Genomic DNA, 16,505 nt, shown 5'->3' with positions numbered 1-16,505 from the left:
TATCATGAAACTTCCGCCGGCGCTTCTCGGAAACCACGACAGGCATCACGGCAAAGGCGCAGCCGGTCCATGCTGCCCCTTTTCGCGTCGGCGCAAGTCGGTCGGCGTCGTGCCGAACCGGCGCACGAAGGCGCGCGTGAAGCTGGCGTTGCTTTGATAGCCGCAGCGATAGCCGACGCTGGAAACGGGAAGGTCACTCAGCGAAAGCAAGGTGCGCGCGTGCGACAGCCGTCGCTCGCTCACCGCCTCTGCAACAGTGCATTTATACATCTCGCGAAAACCCTGCGTCAGCTTCGCCTTGCCGAGCCCCGACCGCCGCGCGACCTCCGCCACGGTCAATGGCTCGCGCCAGCTTTCGCTCACCAGCTGGTGCGCGGCAGCGACGCGCTTGGCATCGACCTCGCTCAGCGACGTCTTGCCGTGAAACTCGACCATCCGATGCTCTTCGAGCGCCTCGAACAGCCTGCAGAGCAGTTCGAGGCTGCGCGCGACGCGGAGCATGCCCGCCACTTCGCTCTCCCCCTCGACCGCGACGATCGCGCGACCAAGCTCGCGCAGGTCGGTGGAAAGATACCAGCTTCCCGCCACACTCGGCAGCAGGCCGAACATGCGCAGGCAGGCAGTGCGGCTGATCGCGAACAGCAGGATATGACCGTCCGCTCCGTGATCGATATCCTCGCTCGCCAATATGCTGACCGCGGGTTCACCCATATCGCCGAAGCCGATGACGATCGGTTCGGGCGGCAGCCACGCCGGATCGACGCGCCCGCGCCCCACGAAGCTGGCGAATTCCGCCGATATGATGATGGCGCGCTTATGTGTCATCGAACCTGCCAACCTCCCCCCAACCGCCGAGGGCATGAACCCCTTAGAGTTCGCGAAGAAACGCGTCCAGTTCGGCCGACGACGCCTTCGTACGGAGGATCAGCGGCTGGCGGTTCCGCGGGCCGACAGGCGGTTGAGAAGCAGTACGGTGAGCAGTGCGCCGCCGCTAAGCTGCCCGAGCCACTCGATCGCCCCATAACCCCAACCGAGCGCGAGGCCCGCCACCGGATAAGCGGCCAGCAGGAGGAACAAGCCGCCCCGGCGCAGACGGGCGGTCGCCCCCACGGGTAGCTTGCGGCCCAGAAGATCGCGCTGGTGCCGGTCGCGCGCGGCGCAGAGCAGCACGAAGCCCGAGAAGGCAAGCAGGAGGAGCAGAGCATGGATCATGCCGCCTCCACGCCCGGCACCGCATCGGTGGGCGAACGGCGCGCCATGGCCCTGCCGCTTTGCGCCCTGCCCCTGAGCGCAGCTTTCAGTGCCGCCCAGCCAAAGGCGGCGGCAATAAGGATCATCGCGCCGTCGAACACGGCAAAGACGCTATCGCCCGCAGCAAGGCTGGTGAAGAGGCCCCGATCCGTTGTCAGGGCGTTGACGACGGGCACCGACGCGAACGCAATCGCCGTTGCCGACAAGGTTTCGAGCCAGGCGTTCCGCGCGGGTCGCGCCAGCGCCCATACCGCCACCGCGCCCCACGCGATAAACATGGTGTCGATCTCTTGGTCGCTGCGGTCGACGATCCCGAGTGGCAGCAGGCGGTTAGCGAGGAAATAGACGGCCATGCCGAAGGGCAAGCCGACGATCGCCGCGATGTTCAGCTTTTCGACGAGCCGGAAGCCGAGATGCGGCCGATCGGGGTCGGGAAGCTTCGCACGGCGCTTCACCGTCCAGAGGATCAGACCCGACGCGACCATGATACAGCCCGCCAGCCCCGAGATGAAATAGAGCGCCCGCAGCCAGGGCGAAGCGAAGCGACCGGCATGAAGCCCGATCATCGTGCCCTCGGTCGCGGTCGCGGCGCCCGAGGGGACGTGCGCACCGACCGGGACGCCCGTTACCCCGTCGAAGGTCAGCGAGCGCGGGCGAACCGACATGCCCGCGTCGGGCGCACTCGTCACGATGACCTGCGCCGAGCGATCGCCGGGGTTGAGGATGCGTACGCTGCCGGCGGCGATTCCCCAGCTTTGTTCCGCGCGCTCGACGATCGGACCAATGGGTGCAAGCGGCGCCGGACCCGTCTTTTCCGCCGGCACGGGCCAAGGGAAAGCGGTTTCGAAATATTTGTCCTGATTGACGTAATTGGCAGCGATACCCCACGGCATATAGTGGGTCGCGAGGCTGACAAGGCCGGTATAGGTAATCATCAGGATGAAAGGCAGGAACAACACGCTCGACGCATTATGCGCATCAAGCCAGCTCCGCTGCCCCTTGCCGAGCCGCAGCAGGAAGAAATCGGCAAGGATTTTCTTGTGCGTGACGATGCCGCTGAGGATCGCGATCAGCATCGCCATCGCCGCGATGCCGACAAGCCAGCGCGCCCAATACCAGTCGATGTAATGAAGATCGTAGTGGAAGCGGTAGAGGAACCATCCGCCCAGCGTCTCGCGCGCGAAAACCTTGGTCCCCGTACCGTCGAGCCGCGCGCTGGTCGGAGCATCGGCGGGAGCATCGGGGCCGTTCACCCAATAGAGCTGCAGGCCGGCGGCCCGCTTGCCCGTCGAATAGATCGACCATTCGCTGCCACCGGGCGCCTCGCGCTTCAGCCACTCGGTCGCCGCGACGAAGCCGCTCGCCCGGTCGGCCGCGACGCTCTGCACTTCGGGCGTCATCCAGCGCGTGATCTCTTCCTGAAAATAGGCCGATGTCCCAGTCACGAAGATAGCGAACAGCAGCCAGCCGAGCAGCAGCCCGGTCCAGGTGTGCAGCCATGCCATCGATTGCCGGAAGCCGCTCTTCACAGCCGGCCTCCTACCGCGATCAGCGCCCAATCAGCCGCGCCTGCGACGAGTCCGGTGGCAACGAGGCCGAACCACAGCTTCGCGACCGAGCGGACCGTGAAGGCGGTCATGGCAAGGCTTGCGAAAATCGCAAAGGAAAGCGTGGTCGCGCCGATCGACGCCTGCGCCGCATCGCCCGGCAGAAGCCGCGCGACGAGCATGGTGAGCGCGCTCGTTACGGCATAGTTGAGCGGCACCGCGGCCACCACACGCGCCGCAACGGCGCGCGCGCTCGCGACGCGCAATTTTGGGACCGCCCTGCTCATCGCGTCCCTATCGCAAACATGCGACTGACTCGCAATAGCCTCGCTCCCAGCCCATATGCATCAGAAGCGATAACCGACCGTTCCCATCACATTGCGCGGCGCGCCGACGAAACAGTCGCCGCGCGCGAGGCAGGATGCGAAATATTCGTTGTTCAGGAGGTTCGTGGCGTTGACCGCGAAGCGCCAGTTGTTCCAGTTGATTTCGGCCAGCGCGTCGACCGTCGTGCGCGACGGCGTGACGATCGACCACACCGGGCTCGTCGACACGCTCTTGCCGCTGTAGACGACGCCGCCGCCGAGGCGGAGCTGCGCGTCCTCGGGAAGGCCGAAAGTCTTGGTCGACCAGAGCGACGCGGTGTGGCGCGGCATGTAATCGAGGCTGGTGTTGGTTTCCGACTTGAGCTTCGCATAGCCGTAATTGGCGAGCAGTTCGAAATTGCCGGGCAACGTGTGGCTGGCCTCGATTTCGAAGCCCTTGGTGTCGAGCACGCCCGACTGGGCCGTGCCGCCGGCGGCAAGATAGAGAACGCGGTTGCGCTCCTTGATCTTGAAGGCGGTGGCGGTGACGAGCGTGTTCGGCGTCGGCTGCCACTTCACGCCTGCTTCATACTGCGTGCCCGTTTGCGGCCGGTAGGGATCGCCGAAGGTGCCGTCACCATTGTCGATGCGGCCGGCGACCGGCAGGAAGCTCTCGGTGTAGCTGAAGAAGGGCGAGATGCCCGCGCCAATCTCGCCGATGATGCCGGCACGGAAGGTGGTGGCATTGTCCTTCTGCCCCGACGATCCGGTGACGCGGTCGCGGCGCGCGCCGAGCACGACCGAGACGCGGTCGAAGAAGCGGATCTGGTCCTGAACATAGACACCGAGCTGCTTCTGGCTTTCCGGGGTGAAATCGCCGCTGGGTTCGTAAGCGAGCAGCGCACCGCCATCGATGTCGTAGAGATCGACGATCTCGAAGCCGAAGACCCCACGCTTTTGCACTTTGTTCCAGCTGTAATCGACGCCGACGAGCAGCTTGTGCGCGACATTGGCGCCGGTGTCGAAATTGAACTGGAGATTATTGTCGGTCGAAAACACGTTCATCCGTGCGTCGCTGGCATCGGCATAGAGGCCGATGGTGCGCCCGTCGGTTCCATAGACCGAGAAGGGGTCCTGCGGGTTCGTATAGCTATCGGCATAGTGGGTATTATATTCAAGGTCGCTGTCGATGTAGCGCGCCTTAAGGCTGAGCTGCACCTTGTCCGAGAAGCGGTGGGTGATCGATCCGCCGCCCTGGAGCGAGCGACCGGCATAACGGTCCCAGCCAGGCTTGCCGACGAAGGTGTAGCGCTCGAGCTGCTCGCCGGCGACGGTGTTGGGGCGAAAGGTACCGACGATCGGCAAGAACTGCGAGGTCGAGCCGGTGTCGTCCTCCTGATAGAGGCCGGTCAGCACCACGTCGGTGTCGGGTGTCGGTTGCCAGCGGATCGAGGGCGCGAACATGACGCGGTCGTCGGGAACATGATCGACATAGGTGTCGGCATCGCGCGCGCGACCGACGAAGCGGACCGCGAGATTGTCGGTGAGCGCGAGGTTGACGTCGCCCAGCACTTCCTTGCGGTCAAAGCTGCCATAGACGAGGTTGATTTCGCCGCGCGTGGTGAAGTCGGGCGTCTTGCTGACGAGGTTGACGAGACCGCCGATCGACCCTTGGCCGAACAACACCGAGGCCGGGCCGCGCACGATTTCGACACGCGAGAAATTATAGGGGTCCGACGTGATCGAGGCATAATAGGAGAAGATGTCGCGCATCCCGTCGCGGAACTGCAGCGCATCGAGCCCGCGGACGTTGAACCCGTCCACGCGAGTGTCGCGGCCATAGGGATTGGCGAGGACGCCGGCGGCATATTTCACCGTGTCGCTGATGCTGATCGCGCCCTGCGCTTCATATTGTTCGGCGGTGATGACCTTGATCGGCTGTGGCAATTCGGTCAGCGCGGTATCGGTCTTGGTTCCGGTATAGCCAGTGACGACGATCGCGTCCTCGGCGGCGCCCGCATCGGCTTCGGCAGCTGCGTCAGCGAACGCGGCATCGTCCGCCCCCTCGCCCGCCCAAGCCGGATTGCCGGCAAGAACCAGCGTGGCTGCTCCGCAGAGCGCGATCATTCGGACGGTCATGGCATTTCCCTTTTTGCGACTCAATCTCAATTAGGGGCGGCAGCTAGAGCGAATAGGTCGCAATAGCAAGCTATTAATAATCGTTTGCAATAAGTGTCGTTCGAGGTCACATACCCTCCAACGGGCTGCCGCAGCCCCACCGCCGCTCCGGCATATTCGAAAAAGAGGACGCCCGATGAAAAAGACCTTGGCCGTGCTGATGGCTTTCAGCTTCCTTTCGTCACCCGCCACCGCACACGAGGTCTGGATTGAACGCGATGGGAGCGGCCCCGCACGCATCTACCTCGGCGAACCCGCCGACCCGGTTCCCGAAGCCGGCGACCCCGAATTTTCCAAGCTGACGGCCCCGCGTCTCGTCGCGGACCACAGTGCGAAGCCGGCGGCGCTGGTCCGCCGCGCGAACCATATCGAAGCGGCAGTGACCGGCACGGGCGACGTCCGCCTGACCGACGACAATGTATTCGCGCCGTGGAAAGCCGACGGCGGCAAATGGGAGGGCGTGATCTATTATGCGCGCGCCGGGCGCATCGAAACGCGGTCGGCGCTCGACCTCGAAATCGTTCCGACCGCCGCCGGGGCGGACAGTTTCGTCGTCCACTGGATGGGCCAGCCGCTCCCCGGCGCGAAGGTGACGGTGATCAACGCCGACCGCTGGCAAAAAAGCTTCGCCGCCGATGACCAGGGCCGCATCGACGTGCCCGTGACAGGCTCCGGCCGTTACCTGCTGTCGATCTCGCACGATATCGAGGGCCTTCGCCCCCTCGGCGGCAAAGACGTCGCGAAGACGTACCACATTTCGACGCTGACCTTCGTCGCACGATAGGCGTTCGCCACGACCGATTGCGTTGGTGCCCCTGGCCGGACTCGAACCAGCACTCCTTGCGGAACTCGATTTTGAGTCGAGCGCGTCTACCAATTTCACCACAGGGGCCCGTGGACGCGGAGCCGTTGCCATAAAAGCACGGTCCGCGTCCAGCGCGAATCACGGCGGAGCATATGCTTGCGCGAAATACCGCCGCCGATATGGTGGCGCGATGACCGAAAAGACGCCGGCACCCGCCGCCTCGCCCGCCCGACCGCAGAGCAAAGCGAAGCCCGCCGGTGCTCCGTCGCCCGCGTTTGGCCCCGGCCGGATCGCGGGAGCGACATTGATCGTGCTGGCGCTGGTCGGCGTCGCGCTGCTGGTGATCGAACTGACGCGTTTCTTTATGCTCGTTTTCGCAGCGATCGTGCTCGGCGCGATCTTCGACGCGATCGCGAGCTGGATCTGCCGCAAAACGAAGATCGGCCGTGGCATCGCGCTGACACTGTCGGTCGCGGGGATCGTCGCGATCTTCGCGGGCGCCTTCATGCTGTTCGGATCGCAGCTGGCGCGCGAGGTCGACACGATTCGCGAGCAGCTTCCGCAAGCATTGCGCGGCGTCGAGGCATTTCTCGACCGCTATGGACTGGGACAACGCGTGCGCGAGCTGGCCGAGGTCGGCAGCGACGATATCTCGCGCCTAGCATCGCAAGCGGGCGGCTATGCCCTGGCAGCGGGCAGCGGCATCGCCGATTTCGTGCTCGTGCTCGTCGCGGCGATCTTCCTCGCCAGCGACCCGGCGACCTACCGGCGCGGGCTGTTGCTCATGCTTCCGACGCGCGCGGAAGAAACGGGAGCGCTGGCGCTCGACGATGCGGCGCGCGGGCTGAAAGGCTGGATGGTCGGACAGGCGGTATCGTCGCTCGTCGTCGCGGCGCTGACCTGGGCGGGGCTCGCGCTGCTCGGCGTCCCCGCGGCCGGGGGTCTCGGCCTGATCGCCGGCCTGCTCGACGTCATCCCGATGATCGGGCCGATCATCGCAGGCGTTCCCGCGGTGCTGCTCGCCTTCACCGTGTCGCCCATGACGGCGCTATGGACGCTCCTGCTGTTCCTCGCGATCCAGCAATTGCAGGGCAATTTCCTGCAGCCGATGATCCAGAAACAGGCGGTCGACGTGCCGCCAGCGGTGCTGCTGTTCGCGGTCGTCGCCGCGGGCATCTTGTTCGGCTTTCTCGGCGTGTTGCTCGCCGCGCCGCTGACCGTGGTCGTCTATGTCCTGGTCCAGCGCATCTATGTGAAGACGCTGCTCGGCAAGCCGATCAGGGTCGCCGGGAAGGACTGAGCTATTTCTTCAGCTCTTTCGCCAGCGTCTTCGCCGTCGCTTTACCATAAGGCGGTTTGAAGCCGGCAAGTCCCGCGACGTCGAGCTTGGGCTGGCGATAGACGGCACGCGCATGGCTGAAGGTTCGGAAACCGTCCAGCCCATGATAATTGCCCATCCCCGACGGCCCGACGCCGCCGAACGGCAGGTCTTCCATCGCGTTGTGGAACAGTACGTCGTTGACCGTCACCCCGCCCGAGATCGTGCGCGTCAGCACGCGATCCTCCTCGCTCTTGTCCTGCCCGAAATAATAAAGACCGAGTGGACGGTCGTGCTCGTTCACATAATCGATCGCGTCGTCGATCGTCTTGTAGGTCTTGACCGGCAGGATGGGTCCGAAGATTTCCTCCTGCATCACTTTCATGTCGTCGGTGGGATTGCGCACGATATGCAGCGGCATCTTGTGGCCGTTGGCGCTAGCGAAATCCTCGCCGCCCGGATTGACCTCGATCACCTCCGCACCCTTCTCGCGCGCGTCAGCAAGGTAGGATTGCAGCCGGTCGTAGTTACGGACGTTGACCACAGAGGTGTAATCGTCGTTGGCGAGCAGCGTCGGATAGAGCGCCGCGGCGCCCTTGGTGACGCTGTCGATCACCTCGCCCTCCTGGTCCTCGGCGACGAGGAGGTAATCGGGGGCGAGGCAGATTTGCCCCGCGTTCATCAACTTGCCGAGCGCGACGCGCTGCCCCGCCTGCTCCTTGTTGGCGCTGCGCCCGATGAAGGTCGGCGACTTGCCGCCGAGCTCGAGCGTCACGGGGACAAGATTGTCGGCGGCGGCGCGCATGATGTGACGCCCGACACTGGTAGCACCGGTGAAGATCATATGGTCGAAGGCGAGCTTGGAAAAGGCGATGCCAACCTCGGCATCGCCGGTGAACACCGCCATCTCGCTCTCGTCGAAATATTCGGGGACCAGCCGTGCCATCAGCGCCGAGACATGTTCGGTGAACTCGCTGGGCTTGATCATCGCGCGGTTGCCCGCGGCGAGGATGCCCGCCATCGGGACGAAGACCATGCCGACGGGGAAATTCCACGGCGCGACGACCCCGACGACGCCCTTCGGCTGATAAACGACCTCGGCCTTGGCGCCGAGCAGCCCGAGCGGAAAGGTTGGCTTGCGCTTCTCGCCCTTCGACCAGGCGGCCATATGCTTTTTCGCATGTTTGAGGGCGCTGACCGACGGCATGATGTCGGTCATCAGCGTCTGTTCGCGGCTGCGATGGCCGAAATCCTCGCTCACCGCCTTCGCAAATTCCTCGGCATTATCGACGAGCAAGGCAACCGCGCGGTCGATCCGGTCGGTGCGGACGGCCAGGCTTTCGGGCATGGCGGCGGTGAAGCTCGCCTTCTGCGCGGCGAGCACCTCGTGCATGCGCGCCGTTTCGCCGGCTAGATCCTGCTTGATCGCGGTGGCCATGACCCGTCTCCCCTAATGCTTGGCGGCGATGTTTGATCATGTCGCAAGGCCGGTTGCAAGTTGAAACGCTCTCCCCATCTTTGCCCTACCCCTTTCGCAATTGCAGCAAAGCCGCTAATCGAACCGCCGACCAGTTTTCCCCTACGGAGTCTTTTGCCATGACCGCCACCGATCCCGTCGTCTTCCTCTCCTATGCGCGCACCCCGATGGGCAGCATGCAGGGCAGCTTGTCGGACGCGAGCGCGACCGACCTCGGCGCGACCGCGGTAAAGGCGGCGGTCGAGCGCGCGGGCGTTTCGGGCGACGATATCGAGCGCATCTATATGGGCTGCGTCCTGCCCGCCGGGCTCGGCCAGGCGCCGGCGCGCCAGGCCGCGATCAAGGCGGGCCTGCCCAAATCGGTGCAAGCGACGACCGTCAACAAGGTGTGCGGTTCGGGCATGCAGACGGTGATCATGGGCGCCGAAGCGCTTGCCGCGGGCAGCGTCGACCTGATCGTCGCGGGCGGCATGGAATCGATGACCAACGCGCCTTACCTGCTCAAGAAGCATCGTTCGGGCGCGCGCATCGGCCACGACACCGCCTATGACCATATGTTCCTCGACGGGCTGGAGGACGCCTATGATGCGGGCCGCGCGATGGGCACCTTCGCGCAGGACACCGCCGATGCCTATCAACTGAGCCGCCAGTCGCAGGACGACTATACGCTGACCTCGCTGAGCCGCGCCAAGGCCGCGATCACCGACGGCGCCTTTGCCGCCGAAATCGCGCCGGTAACGATCGCGGGCCGCAAGGGCGATGTCGTCGTCGACACCGACGAGGCGCCGGGCAAGGCGATGCCCGACAAGATCCCGACGCTGCGCCCCGCCTTTGCCAAGGACGGTACGATCACCGCCGCGACCAGTTCGTCGATTTCGGATGGTGCCGCCGCCGTCGTGCTGACGCGCCAGTCGATCGCCGATGCCAAGGGCGCGAAGCCCGTCGCGCGCCTCGTCGCGCACGCCGCGCACGCGCAGGAACCCAAGGATTTCACCGTCGCCCCGGTCGGCGCGATCAACAAGCTGCTCGCCAAGACCGGCTGGTCAATCGGCGACGTCGACCTGTTCGAGGTCAATGAGGCCTTTGCCTGTGTTGCGATGTTCGCGATGCACGACCTCGGCATCCCGCACGACAAGATCAACGTCCATGGCGGCGCGACCGCGCTCGGCCATCCGATCGGCGCCAGCGGTACGCGCATCATCACGACGCTGATCGCGGCACTCCAGCGTCATGGCAAGACGCGCGGCATAGCCAGCCTGTGCATCGGCGGCGGCGAAGCGACTGCGGTCGCGGTCGAACTGGTCTAACCGGAAATCGCGAAAAGTTGCATGGCGCCGTCGCGAGACGGCGCCATTTCGTCGTTATGATCACGACAAATTGCGACACTAATGACCTGAAAATAAACGCGGCATTCTGGGTCGGTTCAAATCGAATCGCCTAGACCATTTCTTGTCATCGGGCAGATCCCCTCCCCCTGACGGATGAAAAAGGAATGGCACAATGAAGAAGACCAAATTTCTCGCCGCCGGCCTGATCGCCGCGATGATGGTTCCGGCCGTCGCGCAGGCGCAGACCCGCGATATCCGTGAAGAACGCCGCGACGTTCGCGAAGAGCGCCGCGAATTGCGGGATGCACAGCGCTATGGCGATCGCGGCGACATTCGCGAAGAACGTCGCGAGTATCGCGATGCGAAGCGCGACTATCGCGACGAGGTCCGCGACTGGCGCCGTGATACGCGCTACCAGAATTATCGCGCGCCCTTCCGCTACCAGCAGTTCCGCGTCGGCGCGACGCTCCGTTCGAGCTATTACGCCCCGGCCTATCGCCCGGCCTGGGACAGCCGCTGGGGCGTGCCTCGGGCGGGTCGCAGCCTGACCTATGTCCGCCACTATAACGACCTTTTGCTGGTCAATACGCGCAGCGGCAAGGTCGTGCGGGTCTATCGCAACCATTTCCGGTGGCGCTAACCGCTAAAGACAGAAAGGGCCGGACGAGCAATCGTCCGGCCCTTTTCCTATGGGCCGTCAATCGCCCCAGATATGGTCGGTCTGGATCCACCCCTTGCGGCCTTGGACGTCGAACAGGCACCAGCCGTTCTTGCAATCGCTGATCCGGCCGACGACGCCGGGCTGAGCGCGATAGGCGACCGCCGCAGACACGCTGGCGTCCTCGTGCATCGGGCGGATTTCGCCGGTGACGATCGCGGTGCGGGCGCGGCTCAAGAGGCGCGCCGCCATCCAGCCTTGCGTCCCGTCGGGATCCTCGACCTTGCGCCAGTTTTCGTGGCGCGCGACGACCTTTACCGGCAAATCCTTTCGCCGATACTCCCACATTACCGGGACGTCGGGCGACGGCCCCTTGCGCATCCGCGCTTTATCGACGCTGATCGAAGCCCAATAAGGCACTTCGACATCGGGTTGGGATTGCGCGGCGGCCGGTCCCACACTGGCCATCAGCACGGCGGCGGCGAATATATGGCGGCTGGTCATCGCTTTGCCTTGTCAAACTCATATCCGCATTTCAACCGCTCACCGCGCAAAAGGCTGCGTTCATCCCCAGCCTTTTTGCGTCGCCCGCTCTTGACCGCCGCGTCGCGCGGCGCTCTATCGGCGGCCATGCCCGATTCCAACCGCCCGAAGCGACCGCGCGTCATCGTCACTCGTCAGTTGATGCCGCACGTCGAGGCGCGCATGGCCGAACTCTTCGATGTCGCGCTGTCCGCGCACGATCATGCGTTTACGCGCGACGAGTTGAAGGCCGCGGTTGCCGATTGCGACGTCTTCGTTCCGACCGTGACCGACGAGATCGACGCCGAGGTGATCGCCGCGGCGGGCGAGCGGCTCAAGCTGATCGCCAATTTCGGCGCGGGTGTCGATCATATCGACCTCGCCGCCGCGCGCGCGAAGGGCATCATGGTGTCGAACACGCCGGGGGTGTTTACCGAGGACACCGCCGACATGACGATGGCGCTGATCCTATCGGTGCCGCGCCGGCTGGCCGAGGGCGAGAAGCTGATGCGGTCGGGCCTATGGGCCGGCTGGGCGCCGAGCGCGATGCTGGGCCACCGCGTCGGCGGCAAGTTGCTAGGCATCATCGGCATGGGTCGCATCGGTCTAGCAGTCGCCCGCCGCGCTCGCGCCTTTGGCCTCTCGATCCATTACCATAACCGCCGCCGCCTTCCGCAAGCGATTGAGGAGGAACTGGGCGCAAGTTATCATGCCAGCGTCGATACGCTGCTGCGCATCAGCGATGTCGTGACGATCCATTGCCCACACACCGCCGAGACGCACGAGATGGTCAATGCGGCCCGGATCGGCGCCATGAAGCCGACCGCGTACCTGATCAACACGGCGCGCGGCGAGATCGTCGACGAAAAGGCGCTGATCGCGGCACTCCAGACCGGCCGCATCGCGGGCGCCGGGCTCGACGTCTATACGCACGAGCCCGCGGTCGATGCCGCGCTGCTTGCGCTCGACAATGTCGTGCTGCTCCCGCACCTCGGCTCGGCGACAATCGAGGGGCGCGAGGCGTCGGGCGAAAAGGTCATCGCGAATATTCGTGCCTGGTGCGACGGGCACCGGCCGCCGGACCAGGTGCTGGAGGGGTGGGCCTGATCCCCTCGTCAGCGCTGGCTACATTTTAGGTCGATCACCCGCATCGCCAGATCGCTCGGATTTCCGCCTTCGCGCTCGACTTCTTCATCGATGCAGCGCTGCCGCGGGGTGCGTCGGTCGGCGTTCCGATCTTCACGCATCAATTGCAGCAGCGCCGCCAGTTCGCGCCGCTCGACATCGCTCAGGTCGCTTGGCTTTTTGGCACCGCTGTGAAGTAACTCATAATTGCGCCAAGCCCGCTCGGCGGGCGTTTCCGCGTGTGCAGCGCCCGACCCGAGCGGGCCGAGCGCTAACGCCGCGGCGACCACTGCCATTGGCCAGATGCACTTCATGCAACCACGTCCCGTCCATGCTCTAAAAGGAGAAGCGCGCGTCAGTCTCCCGTCAGGATCCGATCGACAAGCTGCTTCACCGTGGGAGTGAAATTGTTCGAATAAAAGGGATCGGTCTTAAAATTGAACGCGGCGTGGCCCGCGAACATCAGATTCTGCTCGACGTCGCCACCATGCGCGATGTCCTGCAGCGTCTTCTGGATACAGAAGCTGCGCGGGTCGGCGAGGTAGCCGGTCGAATAATCGTCATGGTCCTTCCACGACGAAAAGCCGCAATGCGACAGGCAGCCCATGCAATCGGCCTGGTCCTTGCGGATCATCGCCTTGTCGGGCTCGGTCACAAAGACGACCGTATTGTCGGGGGTCTTCAGCGCCTCGGTATAGCCTTCGGCGAACCAGTCGCGCGCGCGCGCCCTATCGTGCGGCGTGACCCAGAAATTCTTGCCCTTCACCCCGACGTCGAGCTGGACGATATGGTCGCCCGCTTCCTGCTTCGAATAGGGGATCTGGCGCTCCGAGCGCGCTTCGAGATCGCGCAGGAACGGGTTGCGCACCGCGCTCGAATAGAAACCCGTCGGCGAAAAGCGATGGAGCAGCACGTCACCGTCGTCGAGCGTGCGCAGCCGATCCTTCCATTCTTGCGGGATCGGGCTTTCCTCAGTCAGCAGCGGCCGCGTGCCGTACTGGAAGGCGATCTGGCCGAGTTCGGGATTGTCGATCCAGTTTTCCCAGTCGCGCAGATACCAGACGCCGCCCGCCATCACGATCGGCACCTCGTCCGAAATTCCCTCGGCGCGCATCGTGTCGCGCAGCGCCTTGACGCGCGGATAGGGGTCCTGCGGCACCAGCGGATCTTCGGCGTTCGACAGGCCGTTGTGGCCGCCGGCGAGCCACGGGTCCTCATAGACCACCGCACCGAGCAGGTCCGACACCTTGTGATAGGCGCGCTTCCACAGCGCGCGGAATGCGCGCGCCGAGCTGATGATCGGCAGATAGAGCACATTGTGCCGCTGGGCGATCTCGCTCAGCTTGTAAGGCATGCCCGCACCGCAGGTGACGCCCGCGACAAGGCCCTTGGTCCGTTCGAGCACGCCTTCGAGAATCTGCTGCGCTCCGCCCATTTCCCACAGCACGTTGATGTTGATCGCGCCCTTGCCACCCGACACGTCATAGGCGCGCTCGACTTGTGCGACCGCACCCTCGATGCCGTATTGGATCAACTCTTCGTGGCGCTCCTTGCGCGTCAGCGCGCGGTAGATTTGCGGGATGATCTTGCCTTCGGCGTCGTAACTGTCGGCATTGACCGCCGAAACCGTGCCGATGCCGCCCGCCGCGGCCCACGCGCCGCTCGACATATGATTGGTCGCCGACACGCCCTTGCCGCCTTCGACCAGCGGCCAGACTTCACGCCCGCCATACAGGATGGGCTTCAAACCTTTGAACACTCTAAACCTTCTCTCTCTCCGCCGATCCGCGCTTGCGAACCGGCCCCCAATCCCGCTTGCGTAAGCGGAAATTGCCCCCCGTTGTCAATCGAAGCCGACCCAGCCACCGCTGAACGGCCCATAACCTTCCAGCGCGCGAGCATAGAGCTTTTCATAAGCGCCGACCATCATAGATTCGTCGAACCGTTGCACCGCGGCGCGCAGGTTCGCAGCGCCGACCTCGGCGCGCAGCGCGGCATCTTTGGTCATCCGGAGCAATGCCGCGCGGAAAGTGGATTCGTCCGCCGCGACATAGGAACGGTTGGCGTCCGAAACCATCGCTGCGACATCGCCTACCGCCGGGCTTACGACGGGCAAACCCGCTGCCATCGCCTCGATCACCGCGATCGGCGCCTGTTCGCTCAGCGACGAGAGCGCGAGCAGATCGAAATGGCCGATCCAGCGTGCGGGCTCGGCCATGAAGCCGGGCATGATGAGCCGGTCCCCCATCCCGCACGCCGCCGCCTCGGCGAGGATCGCCGCACGCTCGGGCCCTTCGCCCACAATGACGAGCCGGACGTTCGCCGGCAGCGTCGCCACGGCGCGCACGAGGCGCGGCAGGTCCTTAACCTTGCGCAGCCCGGCGACGGTGCCGATCACCACCTCGCCGTCGCGCCGCTCGAAGCCCGGGATCGGCACCGACGGCCCCTTGGCATAAGCGGCGGCGTCGATGCCGTTGCGGATCAGATGGGTGCGCGCGCCCGCCTTCCACTCATCGGTCGCGATCCGCTGAAGCAAGGCCGACGGGACGATGACCGACTGTGCGGTGCGCAGCGCCACGCGGCGGAACAGATTGCGTTTCCAGTTGCGCCGGACGCTTTCGTCCTCGTTGAACCCGTCCTCGTGATGGATCAGTTCGGGCATGCTGTGCCACAGGCGCGATACATGGACCCGGCGCGCCATCACCCCGTCCATTGCGCCCCAATTATAGCTGAGAACCAGCTCGAAGCGGGTCATATATTCCGCGAGTTCACGATAGCGCGCAAACGACGGCTTGCCGTGCAGCGGCGGCGCATCCTTGGGAAAATGGACGACAATCCCCGGATCGATCGCGTCACGCGCGCCGAGCGCGCCGGGCATCGCCGACAGGATCGTATGATGCGCCCGGTCCTCCATCAGGTTCATCAACCGGACGGCGCGCGCCTCCTTCCCTCCCAGCGAAAAGCTCGAGTGAAGGTGCAGGATACGGATCGGCCAGGGCGTCTCGGGCTCGTCGGCGCTCACGCTTGCGGGAGCTCCGCAGTCCATGCGTCGATGGCCGCGCGCGCCTCGGGCTCGTCCATCGTCGGCGCATGGCCGACCCCTGGAACCTCGACCAGCCGCGCGCCCGGCAATTCGGCCGCCATCTTCTCGCCCGCCCGCCGCGCCAAAATATCGGACAGCTCGCCGCGCAGGATCAGAAGCGGAATGCCGGCGAGAGCACGATAGGCCGGCCACAGGTCGACCCCCGCATCGCCGCCGTTCGGAACGCGCAGCGGCGCCGCGATCTGTTTGTCGTAATCGGTGACGATGCGCCCCTCGGGGGTCAGCTTGTGCGTACGCTTGGTCACCCGCAGCCAGTCGCGGATATCGTAAGCGGGATAGACCGCGCCGTTCAGTTCGGCAAAGGCGCGCGCCGCGTGAATCCACGTCGGCTGGCTGCCGCCCGCGCCGATATAGTCGCGGATCCGCTCGAGCCCCGCGGTCTCGAGTTCGGGCCCGACGTCGTTGAGCACTGCGCCGACGAGCCGGCCGGGCAGCGTCGCCGCCATCAGCATCGCCACCAGCCCGCCGAGCGAGGTGCCGATCGCCGTGAAACGATCGATCTTCATCTCGTCGAGCAGCGCGACGACATCCTGCACATAGGTCAGCGGGACATAGGTCATCGGATCCTTGGCATAGGCGCTCTCGCCGCGCCCGCGGAATTCGATGACGATCACTTTTCGGTATTGCGCCACATGCGGCGCCAAATCTTCGAAATCGCGCGCATTGCGCGCGAGGCCGGGCATGCACAGTATCGGCGGCGCGTTCTCGCTGCCCTCGGGCCCGGCATAGACGCGCGCGTGCAGGCGGACGCCATCGTGCGACCACCAATATTGGTCCGACCAGTCGTGGCGGCTTTCCTGCTGGGCCAATATGGTACGTCCCCTTCGCTTCGCGTTTCGCACGCCCCGCCGCGCGAGACTCGCCCCCCGCGTCTATCGCCAACCGCGC

16 protein-coding genes and 1 tRNA gene are annotated in these 16,505 nt (G+C 65.0%); 5 read left to right on the top strand and 12 right to left on the bottom strand.

What is annotated here, in order from left to right; translation table 11 throughout:
- Positions 1-45: 45 nt before the first annotated feature.
- The 5 genes from E5675_RS09310 to E5675_RS09290 form a co-directional block, all read right to left on the bottom strand.
- Positions 46-825, bottom strand: a complete 780-nt coding sequence (locus tag E5675_RS09310) for an AraC family transcriptional regulator (protein ID WP_168707833.1) — start codon at positions 823-825, stop codon at positions 46-48.
- A 99-nt stretch (positions 826-924) separates the two neighbouring features.
- Positions 925-1,212 (bottom strand): DUF3325 family protein, encoded by a 288-nt coding sequence (locus E5675_RS09305; RefSeq protein ID WP_136174274.1) that lies wholly within the window; start codon positions 1,210-1,212, stop codon positions 925-927.
- Positions 1,209-2,780, bottom strand: a complete 1,572-nt coding sequence (locus E5675_RS09300; RefSeq protein ID WP_136174273.1) for a PepSY-associated TM helix domain-containing protein — start codon at positions 2,778-2,780, stop codon at positions 1,209-1,211. Before E5675_RS09300 ends, E5675_RS09305 begins: the two co-directional genes overlap by 4 nt.
- Positions 2,777-3,085 carry a hypothetical protein gene (locus E5675_RS09295; protein ID WP_136174272.1) on the bottom strand — a complete coding sequence of 103 codons (309 nt, stop codon included), beginning with the start codon at positions 3,083-3,085 and terminating at the stop codon, positions 2,777-2,779. Before E5675_RS09295 ends, E5675_RS09300 begins: the two co-directional genes overlap by 4 nt.
- Before the next feature lie 60 nt (positions 3,086-3,145).
- A complete protein-coding gene (locus E5675_RS09290) occupies positions 3,146-5,242 on the bottom strand; it encodes a TonB-dependent siderophore receptor (RefSeq protein WP_247594850.1) in 2,097 nt (698 codons plus the stop codon).
- A gap of 175 nt (positions 5,243-5,417) precedes the next feature.
- On the opposite strand from E5675_RS09290, the gene E5675_RS09285 reads away from it, so the two are divergent.
- Positions 5,418-6,065, top strand: coding sequence for a DUF4198 domain-containing protein (locus E5675_RS09285; RefSeq protein ID WP_136174271.1), 648 nt, complete (start codon positions 5,418-5,420; stop codon positions 6,063-6,065).
- Positions 6,066-6,088: 23 nt separating this feature from the next.
- On the opposite strand, the gene E5675_RS09280 is transcribed toward E5675_RS09285, so the two are convergent.
- Positions 6,089-6,173 (bottom strand) — tRNA-Leu (locus E5675_RS09280).
- Between the two features lie 103 nt (positions 6,174-6,276).
- On the opposite strand from E5675_RS09280, the gene E5675_RS09275 reads away from it, so the two are divergent.
- The gene (locus E5675_RS09275; RefSeq protein ID WP_136174270.1) at positions 6,277-7,386 is read left to right on the top strand and encodes an AI-2E family transporter; all 1,110 of its coding nucleotides are present in this window, start codon (positions 6,277-6,279) and stop codon (positions 7,384-7,386) included.
- A gap of 1 nt (position 7,387) precedes the next feature.
- Here the strand turns inward: E5675_RS09275 and E5675_RS09270 are convergent, their stop codons facing one another.
- A complete protein-coding gene (locus tag E5675_RS09270) occupies positions 7,388-8,842 on the bottom strand; it encodes a coniferyl aldehyde dehydrogenase (protein WP_136174269.1) in 1,455 nt (484 codons plus the stop codon).
- 158 nt (positions 8,843-9,000) lie between these two features.
- Between E5675_RS09270 and E5675_RS09265 the strand changes: the two genes are divergently transcribed.
- Positions 9,001-10,188: an acetyl-CoA C-acyltransferase gene (locus E5675_RS09265; protein WP_136174268.1), complete on the top strand. Its 1,188-nt coding sequence runs from the start codon at positions 9,001-9,003 to the stop codon at positions 10,186-10,188.
- 193 nt (positions 10,189-10,381) lie between these two features.
- Complete coding sequence (locus E5675_RS09260) at positions 10,382-10,849, top strand: hypothetical protein (RefSeq protein WP_136174267.1); 468 nt, start codon at positions 10,382-10,384, stop codon at positions 10,847-10,849.
- 57 nt (positions 10,850-10,906) lie between these two features.
- On the opposite strand, the gene E5675_RS09255 is transcribed toward E5675_RS09260, so the two are convergent.
- Positions 10,907-11,371: an SH3 domain-containing protein gene (locus E5675_RS09255; protein ID WP_136174266.1), complete on the bottom strand. Its 465-nt coding sequence runs from the start codon at positions 11,369-11,371 to the stop codon at positions 10,907-10,909.
- Between the two features lie 126 nt (positions 11,372-11,497).
- On the opposite strand from E5675_RS09255, the gene E5675_RS09250 reads away from it, so the two are divergent.
- Positions 11,498-12,496 (top strand): D-glycerate dehydrogenase, encoded by a 999-nt coding sequence (locus tag E5675_RS09250; RefSeq protein WP_136174265.1) that lies wholly within the window; start codon positions 11,498-11,500, stop codon positions 12,494-12,496.
- An 8-nt stretch (positions 12,497-12,504) separates the two neighbouring features.
- On the opposite strand, the gene E5675_RS09245 is transcribed toward E5675_RS09250, so the two are convergent.
- From E5675_RS09245 to E5675_RS09230, 4 genes are all read right to left on the bottom strand, one after another.
- Positions 12,505-12,810, bottom strand: coding sequence for a hypothetical protein (locus E5675_RS09245; protein ID WP_136174264.1), 306 nt, complete (start codon positions 12,808-12,810; stop codon positions 12,505-12,507).
- Between the two features lie 59 nt (positions 12,811-12,869).
- Positions 12,870-14,273 carry a nitronate monooxygenase gene (locus tag E5675_RS09240; protein ID WP_136174263.1) on the bottom strand — a complete coding sequence of 468 codons (1,404 nt, stop codon included), beginning with the start codon at positions 14,271-14,273 and terminating at the stop codon, positions 12,870-12,872.
- Positions 14,274-14,357: 84 nt separating this feature from the next.
- Positions 14,358-15,536, bottom strand: coding sequence for a glycosyltransferase family 4 protein (locus E5675_RS09235; RefSeq protein WP_247594849.1), 1,179 nt, complete (start codon positions 15,534-15,536; stop codon positions 14,358-14,360).
- Positions 15,533-16,426 (bottom strand): alpha/beta hydrolase, encoded by an 894-nt coding sequence (locus tag E5675_RS09230; RefSeq protein ID WP_136174261.1) that lies wholly within the window; start codon positions 16,424-16,426, stop codon positions 15,533-15,535. Before E5675_RS09230 ends, E5675_RS09235 begins: the two co-directional genes overlap by 4 nt.
- Positions 16,427-16,505 lie beyond the last annotated feature (79 nt).

This window comes from Sphingopyxis sp. PAMC25046 (assembly GCF_004795895.1).
GTDB lineage: Bacteria > Pseudomonadota > Alphaproteobacteria > Sphingomonadales > Sphingomonadaceae > Sphingopyxis.
The sequence above is the reverse complement of the archived record's forward strand: the minus strand, read 5'-3'. Positions and strand labels throughout refer to the sequence as shown.